The sequence below is a fragment of the Tropheryma whipplei str. Twist genome (genome assembly GCF_000007485.1).
Taxonomy (GTDB): Bacteria; Actinomycetota; Actinomycetes; order Actinomycetales; family Microbacteriaceae; genus Tropheryma; species Tropheryma whipplei.
In genome coordinates this window covers 579,354-595,788 of record NC_004572.3, presented here as the reverse complement: position 1 = coordinate 595,788, position 16,435 = coordinate 579,354, and the positions used below count along the sequence as shown (strand labels likewise).

14 protein-coding genes and 1 tRNA gene are annotated in these 16,435 nt (G+C 45.6%); 9 read left to right on the top strand and 6 right to left on the bottom strand.

Annotated features, from left to right (window positions below):
• Nucleotide 1 precedes the first annotated feature (1 nt).
• Nucleotides 2-1,387, top strand: coding sequence for a Mur ligase family protein (locus TWT_RS02845; RefSeq protein ID WP_011102610.1), 1,386 nt, complete (start codon nt 2-4; stop codon nt 1,385-1,387).
• Complete coding sequence (locus TWT_RS02840; protein ID WP_011096222.1) at nt 1,378-2,157, top strand: type 1 glutamine amidotransferase; 780 nt, start codon at nt 1,378-1,380, stop codon at nt 2,155-2,157. The genes TWT_RS02845 and TWT_RS02840 overlap by 10 nt, the downstream gene beginning before the upstream one ends.
• On the opposite strand, the gene TWT_RS02835 is transcribed toward TWT_RS02840, so the two are convergent.
• Both TWT_RS02835 and TWT_RS02830 read right to left on the bottom strand, forming a co-directional pair.
• On the bottom strand, nt 2,141-3,301 hold the full coding sequence (locus TWT_RS02835; RefSeq protein WP_011096223.1) for an alanine racemase: 1,161 nt from the start codon (nt 3,299-3,301) through the stop codon (nt 2,141-2,143). The genes TWT_RS02840 and TWT_RS02835 overlap by 17 nt on opposite strands.
• Before the next feature lie 49 nt (nt 3,302-3,350).
• Nucleotides 3,351-4,013 (bottom strand): alanine racemase C-terminal domain-containing protein, encoded by a 663-nt coding sequence (locus TWT_RS02830; protein ID WP_011096224.1) that lies wholly within the window; start codon nt 4,011-4,013, stop codon nt 3,351-3,353.
• 56 nt (nt 4,014-4,069) lie between these two features.
• On the opposite strand from TWT_RS02830, the gene TWT_RS02825 reads away from it, so the two are divergent.
• The gene (locus TWT_RS02825) at nt 4,070-6,058 is read left to right on the top strand and encodes a DNA gyrase/topoisomerase IV subunit B (protein WP_011102608.1); all 1,989 of its coding nucleotides are present in this window, start codon (nt 4,070-4,072) and stop codon (nt 6,056-6,058) included.
• Here TWT_RS02825 and TWT_RS02820 read toward each other — a convergent pair.
• Nucleotides 6,033-8,306, bottom strand: coding sequence for a S9 family peptidase (locus TWT_RS02820; protein WP_011102607.1), 2,274 nt, complete (start codon nt 8,304-8,306; stop codon nt 6,033-6,035). The genes TWT_RS02825 and TWT_RS02820 overlap by 26 nt on opposite strands.
• Before the next feature lie 222 nt (nt 8,307-8,528).
• On the opposite strand from TWT_RS02820, the gene TWT_RS02815 reads away from it, so the two are divergent.
• Together TWT_RS02815 and gndA are read left to right on the top strand one after the other, a co-directional pair.
• Nucleotides 8,529-8,602 (top strand) — tRNA-Ala (locus tag TWT_RS02815).
• A gap of 36 nt (nt 8,603-8,638) precedes the next feature.
• Nucleotides 8,639-10,069 carry an NADP-dependent phosphogluconate dehydrogenase gene (gene gndA, locus TWT_RS02810; RefSeq protein WP_011096226.1) on the top strand — a complete coding sequence of 477 codons (1,431 nt, stop codon included), beginning with the start codon at nt 8,639-8,641 and terminating at the stop codon, nt 10,067-10,069.
• Nucleotides 10,070-10,341: 272 nt separating this feature from the next.
• Here the strand turns inward: gndA and TWT_RS02805 are convergent, their stop codons facing one another.
• Together TWT_RS02805 and sepH are read right to left on the bottom strand one after the other, a co-directional pair.
• Nucleotides 10,342-12,807: a DNA topoisomerase IV subunit A gene (locus TWT_RS02805; RefSeq protein ID WP_038105980.1), complete on the bottom strand. Its 2,466-nt coding sequence runs from the start codon at nt 12,805-12,807 to the stop codon at nt 10,342-10,344.
• Nucleotides 12,808-12,812: 5 nt separating this feature from the next.
• Nucleotides 12,813-13,736 (bottom strand): septation protein SepH, encoded by a 924-nt coding sequence (sepH, locus tag TWT_RS02800; RefSeq protein WP_011096228.1) that lies wholly within the window; start codon nt 13,734-13,736, stop codon nt 12,813-12,815.
• A gap of 140 nt (nt 13,737-13,876) precedes the next feature.
• On the opposite strand from sepH, the gene TWT_RS02795 reads away from it, so the two are divergent.
• Entirely contained in the window at nt 13,877-14,155 is a 279-nt protein-coding gene (locus tag TWT_RS02795; RefSeq protein WP_011096229.1) for a DUF4193 domain-containing protein, read from the top strand.
• Nucleotides 14,156-14,221: 66 nt separating this feature from the next.
• On the opposite strand, the gene TWT_RS02790 is transcribed toward TWT_RS02795, so the two are convergent.
• On the bottom strand, nt 14,222-14,683 hold the full coding sequence (locus tag TWT_RS02790; RefSeq protein WP_268969103.1) for a DUF3093 domain-containing protein: 462 nt from the start codon (nt 14,681-14,683) through the stop codon (nt 14,222-14,224).
• A 78-nt stretch (nt 14,684-14,761) separates the two neighbouring features.
• Here TWT_RS02790 and dut point away from each other — a divergent pair, with 78 nt between their 5' ends.
• The 3 genes from dut to TWT_RS02775 are packed head-to-tail and all read left to right on the top strand — an operon-like array spanning nt 14,762 to nt 16,430.
• A complete protein-coding gene (gene dut, locus TWT_RS02785) occupies nt 14,762-15,202 on the top strand; it encodes a dUTP diphosphatase (protein WP_011096231.1) in 441 nt (146 codons plus the stop codon).
• Entirely contained in the window at nt 15,195-15,770 is a 576-nt protein-coding gene (locus TWT_RS02780; protein ID WP_011096232.1) for a DUF3710 domain-containing protein, read from the top strand. The genes dut and TWT_RS02780 overlap by 8 nt, the downstream gene beginning before the upstream one ends.
• Before the next feature lie 3 nt (nt 15,771-15,773).
• Nucleotides 15,774-16,430, top strand: a complete 657-nt coding sequence (locus TWT_RS02775; protein ID WP_011096233.1) for a DUF3159 domain-containing protein — start codon at nt 15,774-15,776, stop codon at nt 16,428-16,430.
• Nucleotides 16,431-16,435: the final 5 nt, after the last annotated feature.

Here is a 16,435-nt window from a genome sequence, read left to right as displayed (position 1 = left end):
CTTGAGGGGTTGCCTGGCCATCTTCTTCGGCCGCGCTCTTCTTGTTGCCTTGCGTGTTCTACGTTCTGGCGGGTCAGTCTTACCCGGTGTTCTTGCTGAGTTTATATCCCCTGGGATTCTCATTCGTCTTATTGGAAACTCTGAAATTATTTTTGTGACTGGGAGTAACGGGAAGACCTCGACAACCCGGATGGCAGTTAGCATTCTAAGAGCTCATGGGCACGAGGTCTTTACGAATTCTAGTGGTGCCAATATGAAATATGGCATAATCGCCAGTTTGTTGGCAGTGCCAAAGCGCACCCGTAAAGGTATTGCCTTGCTTGAAGTAGATGAAGGGCATATTGAGACGCTTGCAGATCTCTTGAAGCCGAGTACCGCGCTTTTCCTAAATCTCCAGGTCGATCAGCTGAACCGTTTTCATGACCCAGGAACAGTGCTCGTCAAGCTGAAAAATAGTCTTGCATTCGTCAAGGATGTACTTATATTCAATCTTAATGAACCGTGTTTTTCTGAGCTGCTAGAAAGCAGTCTAGCATCTCAGAAACTGAGTGTGTACGGATTCTCTTCAAGCAGTGACATTCTAAACTCAATACCTCCAACCGGACTTTTACCGCATCTTAGGGGTCAATTTTCCCCTCCGGGACGTATAGAGAGCTTGTGCCATATTGAACATTATTCGGCCCGCACAGCGCACTTCTCAATACAAGGTGTCGACAGGCTACAAGAAATACAATTGCGCACAGAAGGGGTGCATCATGCACAGAACGCTGCTGCAGCTTTCGCGCTGTGCATGAAAATTTTGGGCGATGAATTTGATCCAAACAAAGCATCTTCTGCGGTAAGTTTATCAACACCTGCATTTGGCAGAGATCAGGTTATTAGTCTGGCCGGTCAACCGGTCCGGATCCTTCTTATGAAGAACCCAAGGAGTATGCAGGTAAATCTTGAAAGTATTGCTGCAGGATCTCGTGTAATGATAGGCATTGACGGAGGCACCCCTGATCCGTCCTGGCTTTATGATGTTAATCTTTCCGCTATAAAACGCGCTGTGGTAACCGGTAGTATGGCATGGCAGGTTGCCCTGGCCCTTTCGTACGCTGGTGTTGTAATTGATTTGGTTGAACCGAACTTATTTAGGGCTACAAATTATTTCCTTCGCCACTCAAGTTCCGACAAATTTCAGTCTTTTTATAACAAGAAAAGCGAGGTGCTACGCAAATCAAATTTTGACAATAATCAATGTGTCACCGCTACCCATTTGGATGCTGATTTCAACAGAGATCAGTTTGGCGCGAAAGATGATTCGGCAATGGTTATGATCCTCAATTACGAAATGTCCATGAGGCTTCTTAGGCACTACAGGTACCTGGATAGCTCGTGCTATTAGTTGATTTGTTTCCACACCAGCTGAGTATTCGTGGTGATAGGGGTAATGTAACAGCATTGAAGGCTCGAGCGCATTTTGCTGGCCACAAGCTTGAGATATACGATCTTCACCCGGGGAATGTTTTGCCGACCGGTGTATCGGGAGTAGTTATCGGTTCAGGCCCTGATTATGTTTTAGCCGATCTTCTCGGTGATATGAGAAGACTTGCCTGTGACCTCAAAGCCTTGAGGGATGACAATGTGCCGTTTTTAGCGATTTCAAATGGTTTACGGCTTCTGTCAGAAAAATTTGTATCACATGATGATGTTGAACACACTGCCGCGGGAGTTTATCCAATTTCCTGTCATAGAATTCGCAGACGTGTTGGTGAGTCGATTGTAAAATGCGATTTTGGTGAACTTGTTGGGTTTGAAAATCACGATATCGAGATAACTGACAATGAACATCCGTTAGGTTACGGCTTGGACAGTAGGGGAACTTTTTCTAGGCCACACGGGTTTTTCCTGGGGAATTTGATGGCATGTTTTTTGCACGGTGCCTTTCTGCCATTGAACCCCATTGTTGCCGATTGGTTTTTATCACGCATGGGTGGCTGTGCAACAGCACATTCCGTCGATAATGACTGTAACCCTAAACAATCTTGTGATAATCGATATTGTTGCGCACAACCCAGCGCAACTGACTTGGATTTTTATTCACACATGGCACGGAGGGTAATCAAAAAAAGGGTTACCCGCGCGATTAGATACAAGTTTATTCCAGGTAAATAAGCTCAGCTTTTACACGCGATAAGACATCATCTATTGTTGTCCCACAAGACTCTGCCCATTGTCTGGCAGTTAGCTCTGAAAGCCCTCCGGATCCGAAAAGAATAACATGGTTTTGGCTGACACGCAGTGCATTTAAAAAGGGGTCTTGCGGTACGTGATCATAACTATTTTGCAAATTGTCTTGCCGTCGATCGATATCTTGACAGATCTCTATAACAGATGTTTCGGGCCCAACCTCGATTAGTCTTGCCCGGTTACTTCGTCCTGTAAGAGGAACATTATTGCGCACCGCAAGCGGGCTGATTCCATCAGCAAACCCACATGCAATTATTGCACGCCCCTGCTCGGGAAGAAATTTTATAATTGGCGCAACTAATGTCATAACGCCTTTTAGTTCTTCTTTTTCGTAATAACCAAAACATGAGAGGCCTAGCCTTACGTAATCTAGCCTGCTCTCCGGCAGGCCCAATGCCGCAACGGACGCTGCGATATGCATTATTGGCCTGGCACGCCGGCTGTAACTTGCGAGATATGGCGTGACGTTTTCCGTGAATATCTTTAGGGAACGTCTATCTTCCTCTGGAGAAGTGTTAGACAGGTGGGACCAAAATCCAGTTATCTTTATAAGGCCCATCTCCTGAAAGTCTTGTGCAAGACAGACAAGATTTTGCCAGTCCTTCACGCCACACCCACCCCGACTGAGGCCGGTATCAAGCTTTAGATGAATTAGAGCTGGTTTATAACCAGACAGCACCTCGCATGTCATTGTCTTTTTTACACACGATGCGATATATCGCAACTGCCATTCTGCACCTATGCCAATTTCAATATTGTTCTCAATTAGGCTCGGCAGGTCTTCACAGTCTGGGGTAATATGCCAAGTAAATACTCGCACTCCCGGCGATAAGGCTCGTTTTATCAGTAGGGCTTCTTTTGGGAGAAGAACGGCAAAATTGCGAATTCCACTCATTTTTGCCACCTCGGCAACACGCATCGTCCCGTGTCCATTCGCATTTGCCTTTATAACCATGAAAACTTTTGCCGGTGCGACTTCATTTTGCAACCACAGAAGATTCTTTTTCAAAGTCCCGAGACTAATAAACGCTTGAGCGTGGGAATTGGATAAAGCAGTTCTTTGTGTCATTTGGTCTGTTCGTTATCTGCGTTTCTTTTCTTCATCCGACCTTATCTTTTTATGTAAGCCAGCGTTTCTCAACCCTGTATGCTAGTCCTGCGGTAAGGCAGAGGGGGTCTATTCCCGCTGACAAACCCCAAGTCTTTGCACCGCTTTCTCCCCATACGGTAACTCTTGTTCCATGTTTATACGAGTCAGGTGTAACCTTCGCAACCATGTAGTCCATGGCTATTCTTCCGATAATGGGGTATTTTCTCTTTTTTATTTCAACAGATCCTTGAGCCTGAAAGGGCAGTCCGTCTGCATATCCTATGCCTATGAGTGCAACATTTTCCTCTGACTGTGTTCTGTATGTGTGACAATAACTTACACCCGCTCCTGCCGGCAGTTTCTTGCACGTTACTACGCAGCTTTCAAGATGCAAAGCAGCTTTGCACTCTGTATTATCACCCAGGCCGTATATATCGTGTGAGAATGGCTTTATAGGCGCATCTGATACATCCACTGTGAACCCAATTTCTTCAAGAAAGATCTTTTCGTGGGCTTTGCGCACGAAACACTTTCTGACCCCTGTGCTGTACAAGGTGTAAGCAATTTTCACAAGCCCGTGCCCAAATGCGTCGGCACGCAGATCGACCGTTATATCACCATCGGCCTCCAGGCACAGAAGGGCATTATTCTTTATACTCTCCAATGTAATGGTTGCTAAACGCGATATCATACTTTGACACAAAACACTTGTTTGATACTGACTTTTAGAAGATTTCAGGAGCTATCTTGTCGAGTAATACTGATTATAACGCCGATGACATTGCCCTACTAGAGGGCTTGGCTGCTGTTCGTAAACGGCCTGGAATGTACATAGGCTCAACCGACAATCACGGCTTGGCCCATTGTCTGTGGGAAATAATCGATAATTCTGTGGATGAGGTTTTAGCTGGATTTGGCAATGTTGTGAACATTACCTTGCATGGCGATAACAGTTTTTCTGTTCAGGATTTTGGCCGAGGGATACCTGTTGATATTGAAAGCAAGACGGGCCTAACGGGTGTTGAGTTGGTTTTTACAAAGCTTCATGCGGGCGGAAAGTTTGGCACAGGAGCGTATTTCACATCGGGTGGATTGCATGGTGTTGGTGCGAGTGTTGTAAATGCCCTTTCCGAAAAGCTCTCTGTTGAGGTTGACAGAGATGGAATGACATGGGTAATGGAATTTCGTAACCAAGTGACATCTGGCCTTCGATCTAAGTGTAAAATCGCTAGTAATGTAACGGGAACACGGGTGCGTTTTTGGCCTGATCCGCTTATTTTTGGTAGTGCAGAAATCTGTATTGAGTCTTTGCATCAACGCGCGATGCAAACTGCCTTTTTAGTTCCAGGCCTCAGGGTGAATATTGAAGATAGGGTGCTTGGCAAGAGCTCTTCCTATCTCTTTGAGGGCGGTTGCAAACAATTTGTAGAGCATCTTTCCGCAGGAGAGCTGATTACAGATGTCTTGTGTATTAGAGGTAAAGGTAGTTTTTCTGAGGCGGTTCCCGTTTTGAAAGAGACGGGTAACCTTGTTATCAGCTCAGTTGAGCGGGTGTGTGATGTTGATATTGCTCTTGCGTGGCGTAATGATTTTGAAACTCATATCAATAGCTTTGTAAATGTGATCGAAACCCCGAAGGGCGGAACCCATTATTCTGGTTTTGAGCAGGCTCTTTTGAAGACTATTCGAAACGCAGTGTCAAGTCAATCTAGGTATTTGAAGTCTGGCAATAACCGCCCCGAACGCGAAGATGTTTTTTCGGGACTGACCGCTGTGGTATCCGTAAAATTGCCCGAACCGCAATTTGAAGGCCAGACCAAGGAAGTGCTGGGAACACCCGCGGTGAAAGGCATAGTTGCAAATATCGTGGCAGATAATCTTCAAAAACTTTTTGAAGATCCAAAATACAAAACCCAGATCCGGCGTGTCTTAGAAAAAGTTGTTGCACAAATGCACTTTCGGTTAGCCGCACGGGCTAGTAGGGAGACTCAGAGACGTAAGAATGCACTTGAAACTTCGAGTTTACCCGCAAAACTTGTGGATTGTCGAAGCAATGATGTTAACGAAAGCGAACTGTTTATTGTTGAGGGAGATTCTGCCCTCGGCACTGCTCGCAGGGCCAGAAATAGCGAGTACCAGGCACTTCTGCCAATTCGAGGGAAAATCCTAAACGTACAAAAGGCGAGTGTAGCCGATGCACTTGCTAATGCCGAATGTGCAAGTATTATTCAAGTGATTGGTGCCGGATCTGGAAGTAACTTTGATATAGCACAGGCACGCTATGGCAAGGTGATAATAATGTCTGATGCTGATGTGGATGGTGCTCACATTAGGATTCTGTTACTAACCTTATTTTTCAGGTATATGCAGCCGATGATTTCATCCGGCCGTGTCTTTTCAGCCCTTCCTCCGTTACATCAGGTGGTGGTTAAAAACAGCAATGAGAAGATCTACACCAGATCAGATCGTGAGCTAGAAATGGTTTTGTCAAGACTGAAACAGGAGGGGCTTGAACATAGGGAGCCGATTCAGAGATACAAGGGCCTTGGTGAGATGGATGCCGATCAACTTGCAGAGACAACTATGGACAGATCAAAGCGTACCCTTCTTAGGATTAGGATGTCTGATGCCCAACAGGCTTCAGACATTTTTGCGCTCCTTATGGGGAATGATGTCGCACCACGCAGGGAGTTCATAGCAAATTCCGTGGTTAGCACTGACAGAATAGACAGCTAAGATTGCACTGGCAGACCTTGTCAAGGATCCAGGCGATTTCCCAGGCTTGACTCTTCCAGATGTCATATCTGCCGCTTGCGCCAAAATGTCCACATGTATCTTCTACATGGAGTATTGCGTTTGCACCTTTTTCGCGTAGTCTACATACCCACTTTGTGGGCTCGATAAAGCTTACCCTTGGATCCTTTGTTCCTGTTATTGCCAGAATTGACGGATACCGCGACGCATCATTGGCGATATTGTGATATGGAGAGTAGGACTTTATCCATTTGTAAGCCTCTTCACTGTCGGTTGGATTGCCCCATTCTGTATATTCATGAATGGTTAGCGGTAAGTTTGGCATTAGCATCGTTGTGAGCACGTCAACAAACGGAACTCCAGCTATCGCTGCGGTAAATAGCTCTGGTTCTGAATTGATAACCGCCCCGATGAGCATTCCACCTGCACTGCGACCTTCTATTGCAAGCTTTTCTGATGACGTGTAGTTATTTTCTATAAGCGTTTTTGCGCAGGCAATAAAATCCGAAAACGTCAGAGGCTTGTTTTCATATTTGGCTTGGCGGTACCAATTTTCACCCATTTCACCACCACCTCGGACATGGGCGACTGCATAAATAACCCCTCTGTCCAACAGGGGTAATCTTTTAGTTGAAAACTGCGGATCAATACACACCCCGTAAGAACCATATCCGTACAACAAACATGGGGCTGGATAATGCACAAGATCCCTACGAAACACCAGTGAAATAGGAATTTCAGTTCCATCTTTGCTCTTTGCCCAGAGTCGCTTTTCGACGTATTTCTCTGGCAAGTAGTCAATAACTATTTGGGAATGTATTTTTGTAAATCGCTTTGACTTCACTTCATACATATAGGTTGCTTTGGGTAATTTGAAGCTTTCAAGGCTTATTTGAAGGTAAGCAGATGACCATTCTTCATTAGATTCCGAAAAAACTGAATAAACTTCCCCTTCACAGTTATCAAACTTGACTTCCTCCCATTTCAGAGCTTGCAGACTTGTTAGTACATCGTGACGCGCCTCACATGCACCGTTATTATCGATGAATTGCACAGTGTTTTTGTGTCGTTCTGTATTTGAATCAAATACAGTTTTTGCACTATGCATGTCGTGTGTCAGTTGCGCAACGGCAATTTTTGGGAGTCCGTCCTGCCTGTACGAAACGGTCAAATAATCCTCAAAAGCCTCAATATCAGTTATATTGCGCTCAAGGTTATGTGGAATTATTGGGACGCACTGCAATGGGTTTATGAAATTTGCCGCGACCAGTTCGAAATTGACAGCATTGCGATTGTGAACTATAAGGAGGATGTCTTTTCCGTTGATTATTGCATGTTCTGGCGTGTATAAGACATCATTTTCTCTTGGCCACACTTCTCTAAGTGACCGGCTGTCTGATTCAAGGTCAAGAATCCAGTAGGCCGAGGTTTGACTATTCCCGCTTCCTATAAACAGAACTTTCTCGCTTTTTGATACTTCAAATCCGAGCCAATACTCTGAGTCATGAAACACAAGATGTTCTACACCGGACCCAAGTGTGTGTTGCCAGATTTTATCCGGCCTCCATGCTTCATCTGTTGTGCAGTAGAAAAAACTTTTTCCGTCCGGATGGAAACATGCTCCTGCCGCTGTGTTATAGATAACATCCGGTAAATCCTCAAAAGTTTCAATATTTCTTACTCGAAGTGTATATCGCTCGCTACCGTCGTTGTCTATCCCATACAGAAGATATTTTCCGTCGTTCGATATACAAAAAGTTCCAATAGAAAAAAAATCATTTGAACGTGACTCGGCATTTGCATCAAAAATAAGCTCCTCGTTGCTGGATGGGGTTTTATCAAGTTTTGGAGGAAAATCCCCAATTGACTGGATGCGGTAGTAATACGGATATGATTTTCCTGAAACCGTTCTCTGATAGAACCACCACTTCCCCTTTCGCACCGGGGGAGATACGTCCGTCTCCCGTATATGATGTTTTATCTCGTGAAATACTGTGTTTTGAAGGTCCGCGAGGTGTTTTGTGGCCTGAGCGGTACGTGTCTGCTCTTCCTTTAGATGCTTTTCTGCTGCCTTCTTATCCGATCGAAGCCATTCGTAATCATCAATTATTCGATCTCCGTGATTCTCAAAAAATGTTGGGGATTTCACATAAATAAAGCTACCATCCAGAGAATTTCTTGATTTTGGGACCCCTTTTATTTTTCTATTCTTCGAGTAGGGAATTGTCACTTACGCAGAGTAGGGCATTGTCACTTACGCAACTCGATCGCCTAACAAATCTAGATCCGGGGTATAAACCGTGACATGCGTCACTCATAAACCGTGACATGCGTCACTCATAAACCGTGACATGCGTCACAATGCGAACTAGACGTGAATTAGATCCGTGAATAGATCCGTGCCGTATCTGCGACCGATAGATTCACTCCAGTATACTTGAGTTTTGAATGTGGGGCTATGGCGCAGGCTGGTAGCGCGTCTCGTTCGCAATGAGAAGGTCAGGGGTTCGAATCCCCTTAGCTCCACTCGCAGAACTTCGGTAATGTTCAGATTGGAGCGCTGTGCGGGCTGATATCGGTGTATATGGTCTTGCGGTTATGGGCAGTAATCTTGCGAGAAATTTTGCCGGCAAAGGTATCCGGGTTGCTATTCATAACCGGTCATCCGACAGATCTAATTCCCTCGCACAGCAGCACAGTGAGTGTAATTTTATTGTTGCGAAGGATGATAAAGATTTTATAGATTCACTCAGTTCGCCCAGAACTGTCCTTCTGATGGTTAAGGCTGGATCTATTGTGGATGAAGTTATAGCTCGACTCTCCACCTTTATGCAACCAGGAGATGTGATAATCGACGGTGGTAATTCTCTGTACACCGATACAATCAGGCGTGAGGAAGAACTCAAGGCGAGGGGGTTGCACTTTATAGGGCTTGGTGTTTCGGGCGGAGAGGTGGGCGCCCTCGAAGGCCCCAGTCTTATGCCCGGAGGATCTGATTACGCTTATTCGATCGTTGGTCCTATGCTCGAGAAGATAGCCGCTAGGGCGAATGGTGAGCCCTGTGTTGCGCACATAGGTCATAATGGCGCGGGACACTTTGTGAAGATGGTCCACAATGGCATTGAATACGCTGATATGCAAATAATTGCCGAGTCTTATGATCTTTTAAGACGGGGTTTGGGGCTCTCTCCGACGCGTATATCCGATATTTTTCGTGAGTGGAACAGCGGTGAGCTTGAGTCGTATTTAGTTGGAGTAACAGCTGACATACTTTCTCATAGAGACAAGAGAACCGGAAAGCCGTTTGTTGATATTGTTCTCGACCAGGCTGGTGCAAAGGGAACCGGTGCTTGGACAGCGCAGAACGCACTTGACCTTGGTGTTCCCGCCGGTTCCGTGTCTGAAGCAGTTTTTGCGCGCAGTCTTTCATCGGATGAACAGCGTTGCCAGGTGCAACAGAAACTTTCTAGATCACAAGCATCAAGTCATGAAGCACCCTTGAAGGAGGCGGAGTTTATCGATGCTGTACGCAATGCCCTTTACTTGGCAAAGATACTTGCGTACTCTCAGGGTTTTAGAATTATTAGTGTTGCAGCCGCCAAGCATGACTGGGGTATAGACCTTTCTGCCTGTGCACGAATCTGGCGTGCGGGCTGTATAATCCGGGCAGTTTTTCTGGATAAAGTTGCCCATGAGTACAGTAAGAATCCGGACCTCACAAGTCTTATGTGTTCTCCGGGTTTTTCTGATGAATTGGTAGGCAGGTTACGGTTTTTGAGGGAAGTTGTTGCTTCTGCAGCCCGCCTGGCTATTCCAGCACCTGTTTTTTCATCTCTCTTGTCATATATCGACGCGCTTGCTTCAGATCGCTTGCCTGCATGTCTGATTCAGGCGCAGAGAGATGATTTTGGTGCCCACACTTACAGGCGTGTCGACGTTCCGGGGATTTTTCATACCCTTTGGTCATCAGACCTGAGCGAAGTGCCCGCCTGAAATACTTCTCGTGTTTCCGGATCCTAAAAACTATTCTCCAGCAACAGCGTGTTGTAATCCGCTCGGCCTTTCCGTGCCAGGTACAGTCGTTGCGTTTCTTTTTTGCGTTTCTTTTGTAAATTATGATTCTACATAAACAGTGTTGCATAACACACACCGCTGCTCTAATATGACATACTCGCCCTCTGTGGGCCATATTAGAGCTGAATGCAATGCGGCCCCTAGTCACGTTGTAAGGTCCGTCAGCGGTTTGCCATTAATAGGTGTCATTGCTAATAGGTGTCGTTGCCGTGCACGAAAGGATATCCGAGATATCTAATTAGTCGGTCTTCTCGCTTACTTTTTCCCGATTTCTCTTGTGGCAATCGATATTGTTTCACTCCTGCACAACTTTTTGCAGTCACACTGCTTTTGCCAATGGCTACGACATTGCCCAAATTGTCTATTGCTGCCAAATTCTCTCCAACAATTGCTGCGTGTAACCACTCTTCGCCTTTTAGAAACTTGTGACATTGCACACCTCTTGTTGCCCTACCTCTTGTTTGATAAGAGCTAAGGCGTGATGTCGTCATTCTTTTTGATACAGTCAGTACATTTGCCCTATCTACATCTTCTGTATAGCCGAAACTGATAACCCTGTCGTCATCATCCTTTAGGGTTACACCTGCAACCCCTCTTGCGGGCCGATTTTGGGGGTTAACAAGGCCTGCACTGTAGTGCAAGAGATTGCCTTTTGCAGTTATGAAAACAAAGTACCCACAACTGGATACACCTCTAGCGGCCCCAACAACCCTGTCACCCGCACTGAGAGTAATTACCCGCTCAGTTCTATCTGGCCATATAGCCGGAGTTACACGCTTCACAATTCCACTTGATGTGGCAATGGCAAGACTTTCTTTCTGGTGAAGCTCGAAAAGCAAAACAGCTTCTTCGTCATTTTCAAGTCCGAGGAAACTCTTTGCAGTGACAAATCCACTGTCCAATACCGGAAGACCGATTGGAGTGAATGGTATGACCTTTCCCGCACTGGTCAGAGCGCCAATTCTTGATCTCACCCCACAAACAATGGAAGATTTCACAACACGCAAAGGTTCGCTGTGGGTATTGAATGCCATGTCAAACGTCTCGGGTTGGCTCAATTCTGATATCAAATCATTGTTCACCTCAATTGTGAATATAAAGCCATTGGTGGTTAAAACAACTTGACGAGGATAATCCGTCTTTTGTTTTTTACTTTTGACACTTGACTCTAAAATCGTCCTACGGGGTGATGGGAGTCTTTGTGCCACCTTTTTTAGTTCATCGATAAGAATCGCATCGATTTTGTTCGGGTCAGAAAGAATTTCTTCAAGGTCTTGCGTGGTTTTTCTAAGTTCCTCCTGCTCAGACTGAAGTTTTATAGTCGAGAGTTTGGTTAGCATATTCAGTCTTATATCCAAGATGTATTCTGCCTGATCCCGTGTTACATTCAGGCACTTCATAAGGTTTTTCCTAGCCTCTTTTATACCTTCGCTGTTTCGGATTATGGAGATTGTTTTATCTATATCGACTAGAGCCAAAAGAAGCCCATCGATCATATGAAGACGCTTTTTGTGTGTTGCCAAATAGAACTTACTGCGCCTTGTTATCACACATACACGGTGGTCTATAAAAACCTTCAGCATATCCAGCATGCCAAGGGTTTTAGGCTTTCCGTCGATTAGGGCAACACTGTTGACACTGAACGATTCTTCAAGAGGGGTATGCCGGTAGAGGTTATCCATTACCTCATTTGGCGAAAAGTTCGGCTTAATTCCTATAACAAGCTTTAAGCCGTTTTTTCTGTCACTGAGATCAGTGACATCGAGAATTCCGTCGATTCTGTGTGCATTTACACCCTGTTTTATTTTTTCAATAACCCTTTCAGAGCCAACCATATAGGGTAGTTCAGTTATGACAAGATTTGTATGACCGATACCTGCGTAATCAATTGATATCTTTGCCCTGATTTTAAATGAACCTTTACCCGTTGCATATATTTCCTTGAATGCTTCTTTGCCAACAATTATCGAACCTGTAGGAAAATCAGGTCCTGGCAGGATTTTCATTATTTGCTCTAGACTTGACTGCCTATTGCGAACAAGATATATAGCTGCTCGAACGGTTTCTTGTAGGTTATGCGGGGGTATACTGGTTGCCATTCCGACGGCTATTCCGCTACTTCCGTTTACAATCAAGTTAGGTAACAGAGCCGGTAAAACTTCAGGTTGCGTGAATTGGTTATCATAATTTGGCACAAAATCAACAACATTGCTCTCTAAGTCGTTAATCATCGCAACTGCCGCTCTGGATAGTCTGGCCTCTGTATATCTGCTCGCTGCCGGCCCATCATTCAGAGAGCCAAAGTTGCCGTGTCCATCAATCAGCGGAATTCGCATTGTGAAGTCCTGTGACATCCTGACAAGCGTGTCGTAGATTGCTGCATCTCCGTGGGGGTGAAGTTTTCCCATAACCTCACCGGTTACCCTTGCACACTTGACATGGGCTTTATCTGGGGATAGACCCATCCGACTCATTGTGTATAAGATGCGCCTCTGTACGGGCTTTAAGCCATCCCGCGCGTCTGGCAATGCCCGAGAGTGAATAACAGAGTAGGCGTATTCCAGAAACGAGTCTTGCATCTGATGCAAGAGGTCTACATCTGTTATTTTCTCGTTATCGGAAATTACATCAAATATCTCAGGGATGTCCTTATCCAAGCCACTCAATTCTTGTTTTTGTCAGAACCGAAAAGGATTTCATCCCAGCTCGGAACGCTAGTACGCCTCGATGTCTGACGAGCCCTTTCAGGGTCAGCTGCCCGCGCATCCCGCTTTCTATCTATGTCTATTAGGTTCGCCACTTGATTGATATCTGTTTTTGCAACCCTTTGCTGCTCAATACTTTCTTTATGTCGTTTTCTGAGTGCATCAACCAGATCCCGAGCAGAGTCATCCAGAAGAGGCTCTTTTTCTCTGGCAACCGCCACGTCGTTTACTGAGAAAAATCCCGGTGTATTTTCTGCCGCGCGTGTTCTATTTTCTGAATCAAACGAGAGGCTGCCAAGAGCCCCAAAATTCATTTCTTTTGGAAAGGAATCAAAAGTCTCGCTGCATATTTCTTCCGGAACTAATTCCCTTGCTGTGGCATCAACAGGTCTTAGTGACATATCCTTGTGATTAAAATCCCATGTTGCATGATGCGGCTCTGCGTCTGATACGTACTCAACACCCAACACCCACGCACTGAATCCCTTTTTGGCAGATATTTTGTATTCCGAAACACCTTTTTTCTCAAGGGCACTGAGAAGAATTTCACCGAATGACTTATCGCCGAAACTTACTCCGAGTGCCATTTGCGCCATATGCGACCTTTCTGCAGCAACAGGTGGCTCAAATCTTTTTACTCGCTCAATGCTTGTTGAGAGCTTTTGCGCTACCTTTTCCGCAGGCAGGCCCTCTCTAATGAGAGCCTGAATGTCTTTTACGGATGCTGCTCCACACCCGTCTAATACATCTCGTACCGGAGGTTGTGTAGCGGGGTCTGCGTAGGGCAACAGTTCATTGGCTGCAATTCTGAATTTTGTGCCATCCTCAGCTGCAAGAATGAGAAAGCCATCCTCAAGCCCTATGACTGAAAGATCGTACATATTCCTATCCCCTTTGGTAATAAAACCCGCCGCCCACATAATATTTTCACAAATCTCCCGGATAATTTTGTGTCAAGTTTTGTTTTTGGAAATAAACGTCTATAAATATAGACTGAGATGTTCCTTCAGAAGGAGGTAATTTGCATACTGACTACGATACCCCCCGGCAGACAGAAGAGCTTACGGAGTCGATTGAGGTCTTAGAGAAGACCGCCACGGATGATCTCAACACTGACGTTGATGAGGACTTCGATTCTGCTTCTTTTGAGCTGCCTGGCGCAGATCTGTCTGATACTGATCTTGAGGTTGTTGTTATTCCACCTCAGGAAAATGAGTTTACTTGCACTTCTTGCTTTTTGGTGAAGCACCGCTTGCAGCTTAGCTCAGTAGCGAATATGTGTAAAGATTGTGCCGGCTAGGCGAAGCAGTCTCGTTTGTAACGGGCAATATTAACGGCAGTATTTGGAAAGCTTGCGGAATAGTATTTAGCTGTCTGATGGGCAGGCTTTTATCGCATCTACCAGTTTTTGTGGTTTTCGGGATGACACAATCCAATACGGTGTTGGGTCTTCAGGGTCAATTATAGAGATCTTGACGAGATCTTTGACCCACCCCCGTGTCATTTTAAAACTCCGTGGGTGCAGTCTTAGTCCGAGTTCGTCGTGCACGTCTTTTCTGTTTATTACCCGACAAGTTCCGATGTATTTAATTGGTATTTCTACATGTCCTGCACGAAATATCCCACCTGATACTTCTAGTTTCGGGCTCATGACTCTTAGCCATAGACATAGAAGGATATATACACCCGCGGCAATTGGGATAGACCACAATAGGGTAACTCCCGCCCTCTGCAACACCGGCATAGAAATTAAACCCGAAATGGGCATTGCAAGTGCTACCGCCAAAAACAGCCCTGGACCCGGCCAAAGCCTTTCTGTATAACGCATAATCATACGAGGTTTATGAACAAGACCGAGAAATATTTTATTTGATATTTATCTGACTCTTGTGCTAGGTCTATTAGAGTGACTGTTGAGGTGTTGTTCAAGGGTGGCTACACGCCGCAGCGCGCTTTTGATGGTGATGCCGGTTTTGATCTTCAGTCAAGCCACACAGCGGTTATACAACCGCGCTGTCGACAGGTTGTAAAAACAGGTATTGCGATCGCGTTGCCGGATGGCTATGCCGGTTTTATCATGCCACGCAGCGGGTTAGCTTCTGAGAATGGTATTACACTGGTCAATTCACCGGGCGTGATTGACGCTGGGTATCGTGGTGAAATATCGGTTGTGCTGATCAATACGGATTTGCACCAGGCTTTTCATATTTCACAGGGTGACCGAATTGCTCAGTTGGTTATTATGCCGGTTTGTCATGCAAGTTTTATAGAGGTCGATACTCTTCCTGGGAGTGCAAGGGGCATCTCTGCTTTTGGTTCAAGCGGAAGGCACGATACACGTGGATGACAGGTCAAAAACAGGTCCTTTTGACGAATCCGAGGTAGATTCCGTTAGAATCTTCGTTGATCTCGGCGGAATTAAGGTACCTCCGTGCGAACGCTTGTCTATTCGGCTTGAGTTTGACAGGGTTACTAACAAGCCTGTCGCGCTCGGGCTTGATTATGGCAAAAGCACTCTGCAGGTGCAACCATTCGCTGCCCCGAGTAACTCAAGTTTGTGGGAGGATGTTAGAAAACAACTTCGAGATCAATTACTCTCACGCGGTGCGCATTTGGTCGAGACTGATGGCGCACTTGGTAAGGAGCTGCGCGCGAGTATTCCAGTTCTGATGGCTGGTGAGACTTTTTCAGAGACCCGTTGGGCACGTATAGTTGGTGTTGATGGTCCCCGCTGGTTACTGCGGGGCGTTATTGTCGGCGAGGCCTTGACAAACGATTCTGCCGCAGCAGAAATCGAGAATCTATTCCGTAGCCTGGTCGTTGTAAGGGGGAATCTCCCGATGCCTCCACATGAGATGATACCCTTGCGTATGCCGCTTGAACTAACTTCTGGTGTAACTCAAAGTTTGGTGTAGTGTATGCGTTTTTCAGATTTTTCTGAATTGCTTGCAGGTATTTCAGGTAAGCGCTCTGGCGGGCGTACTGGTTTTAGCAATATTCTCTCGGTGCTCGGTGGCGTACGGGGTGTTGTGGAGTCGCTACTCCCACCTCTGGTTTATATTTTGACTTTTTCCATTCTGAAAGATTTGCTTCTTGCCTGCATTATCTCGGTTTTGCTTTCATTGTTCATTGTTTCCCTGCGCATTGCCAAGCGGCAGTCGCTTGTCCCGGCATTTTCTGGTTTTTTTGGGTTTGTCATTTCTGTTCTTGTTTCGTTATATACAGGCCGGGCTATTGATGTTTTTGTTATCGGTATTGTCTGGAATGCGGTTTTAGCGCTACTCTTACTGGTTTCCGTATTGCTCAGGATGCCTGTTTTTGGTTTCCTTCTTGCTGGCCTTTTAGGTGACTTAGGATGGAGGAAGGATCCGAACAGGGTGTGGGCATATTCTGTAATTACGATAGTTTTTTTCGCTGCCTCTCTATTGAGGGCTGTAATTCAGCTGCCCCTGTATCTGTCGGGAAATTTTGAATTACTTGCAACCACGAAAATTTTTATGGGTTACCCTCTTCTTGGGCTTACCGTGTTTACCTCATGGGTTTTGTTTAGAAAAATTAACTCGAAGAGTAAGTAGACTGG

Coding starts and splice junctions, on each gene's coding strand:
- TWT_RS02775 (WP_011096233.1), top strand. CDS start 15,774: ATGCGTTTTTCAGATTTTTCTGAATTGCTTGCAGGTATTTCAGGTAAG.
- sepH (WP_011096228.1), bottom strand. CDS start 13,736: ATGTACGATCTTTCAGTCATAGGGCTTGAGGATGGCTTTCTCATTCTT.
- TWT_RS02835 (WP_011096223.1), bottom strand. CDS start 3,301: ATGACACAAAGAACTGCTTTATCCAATTCCCACGCTCAAGCGTTTATT.
- TWT_RS02790 (WP_268969103.1), bottom strand. CDS start 14,683: ATGCGTTATACAGAAAGGCTTTGGCCGGGTCCAGGGCTGTTTTTGGCG.
- TWT_RS02830 (WP_011096224.1), bottom strand. CDS start 4,013: ATGATATCGCGTTTAGCAACCATTACATTGGAGAGTATAAAGAATAAT.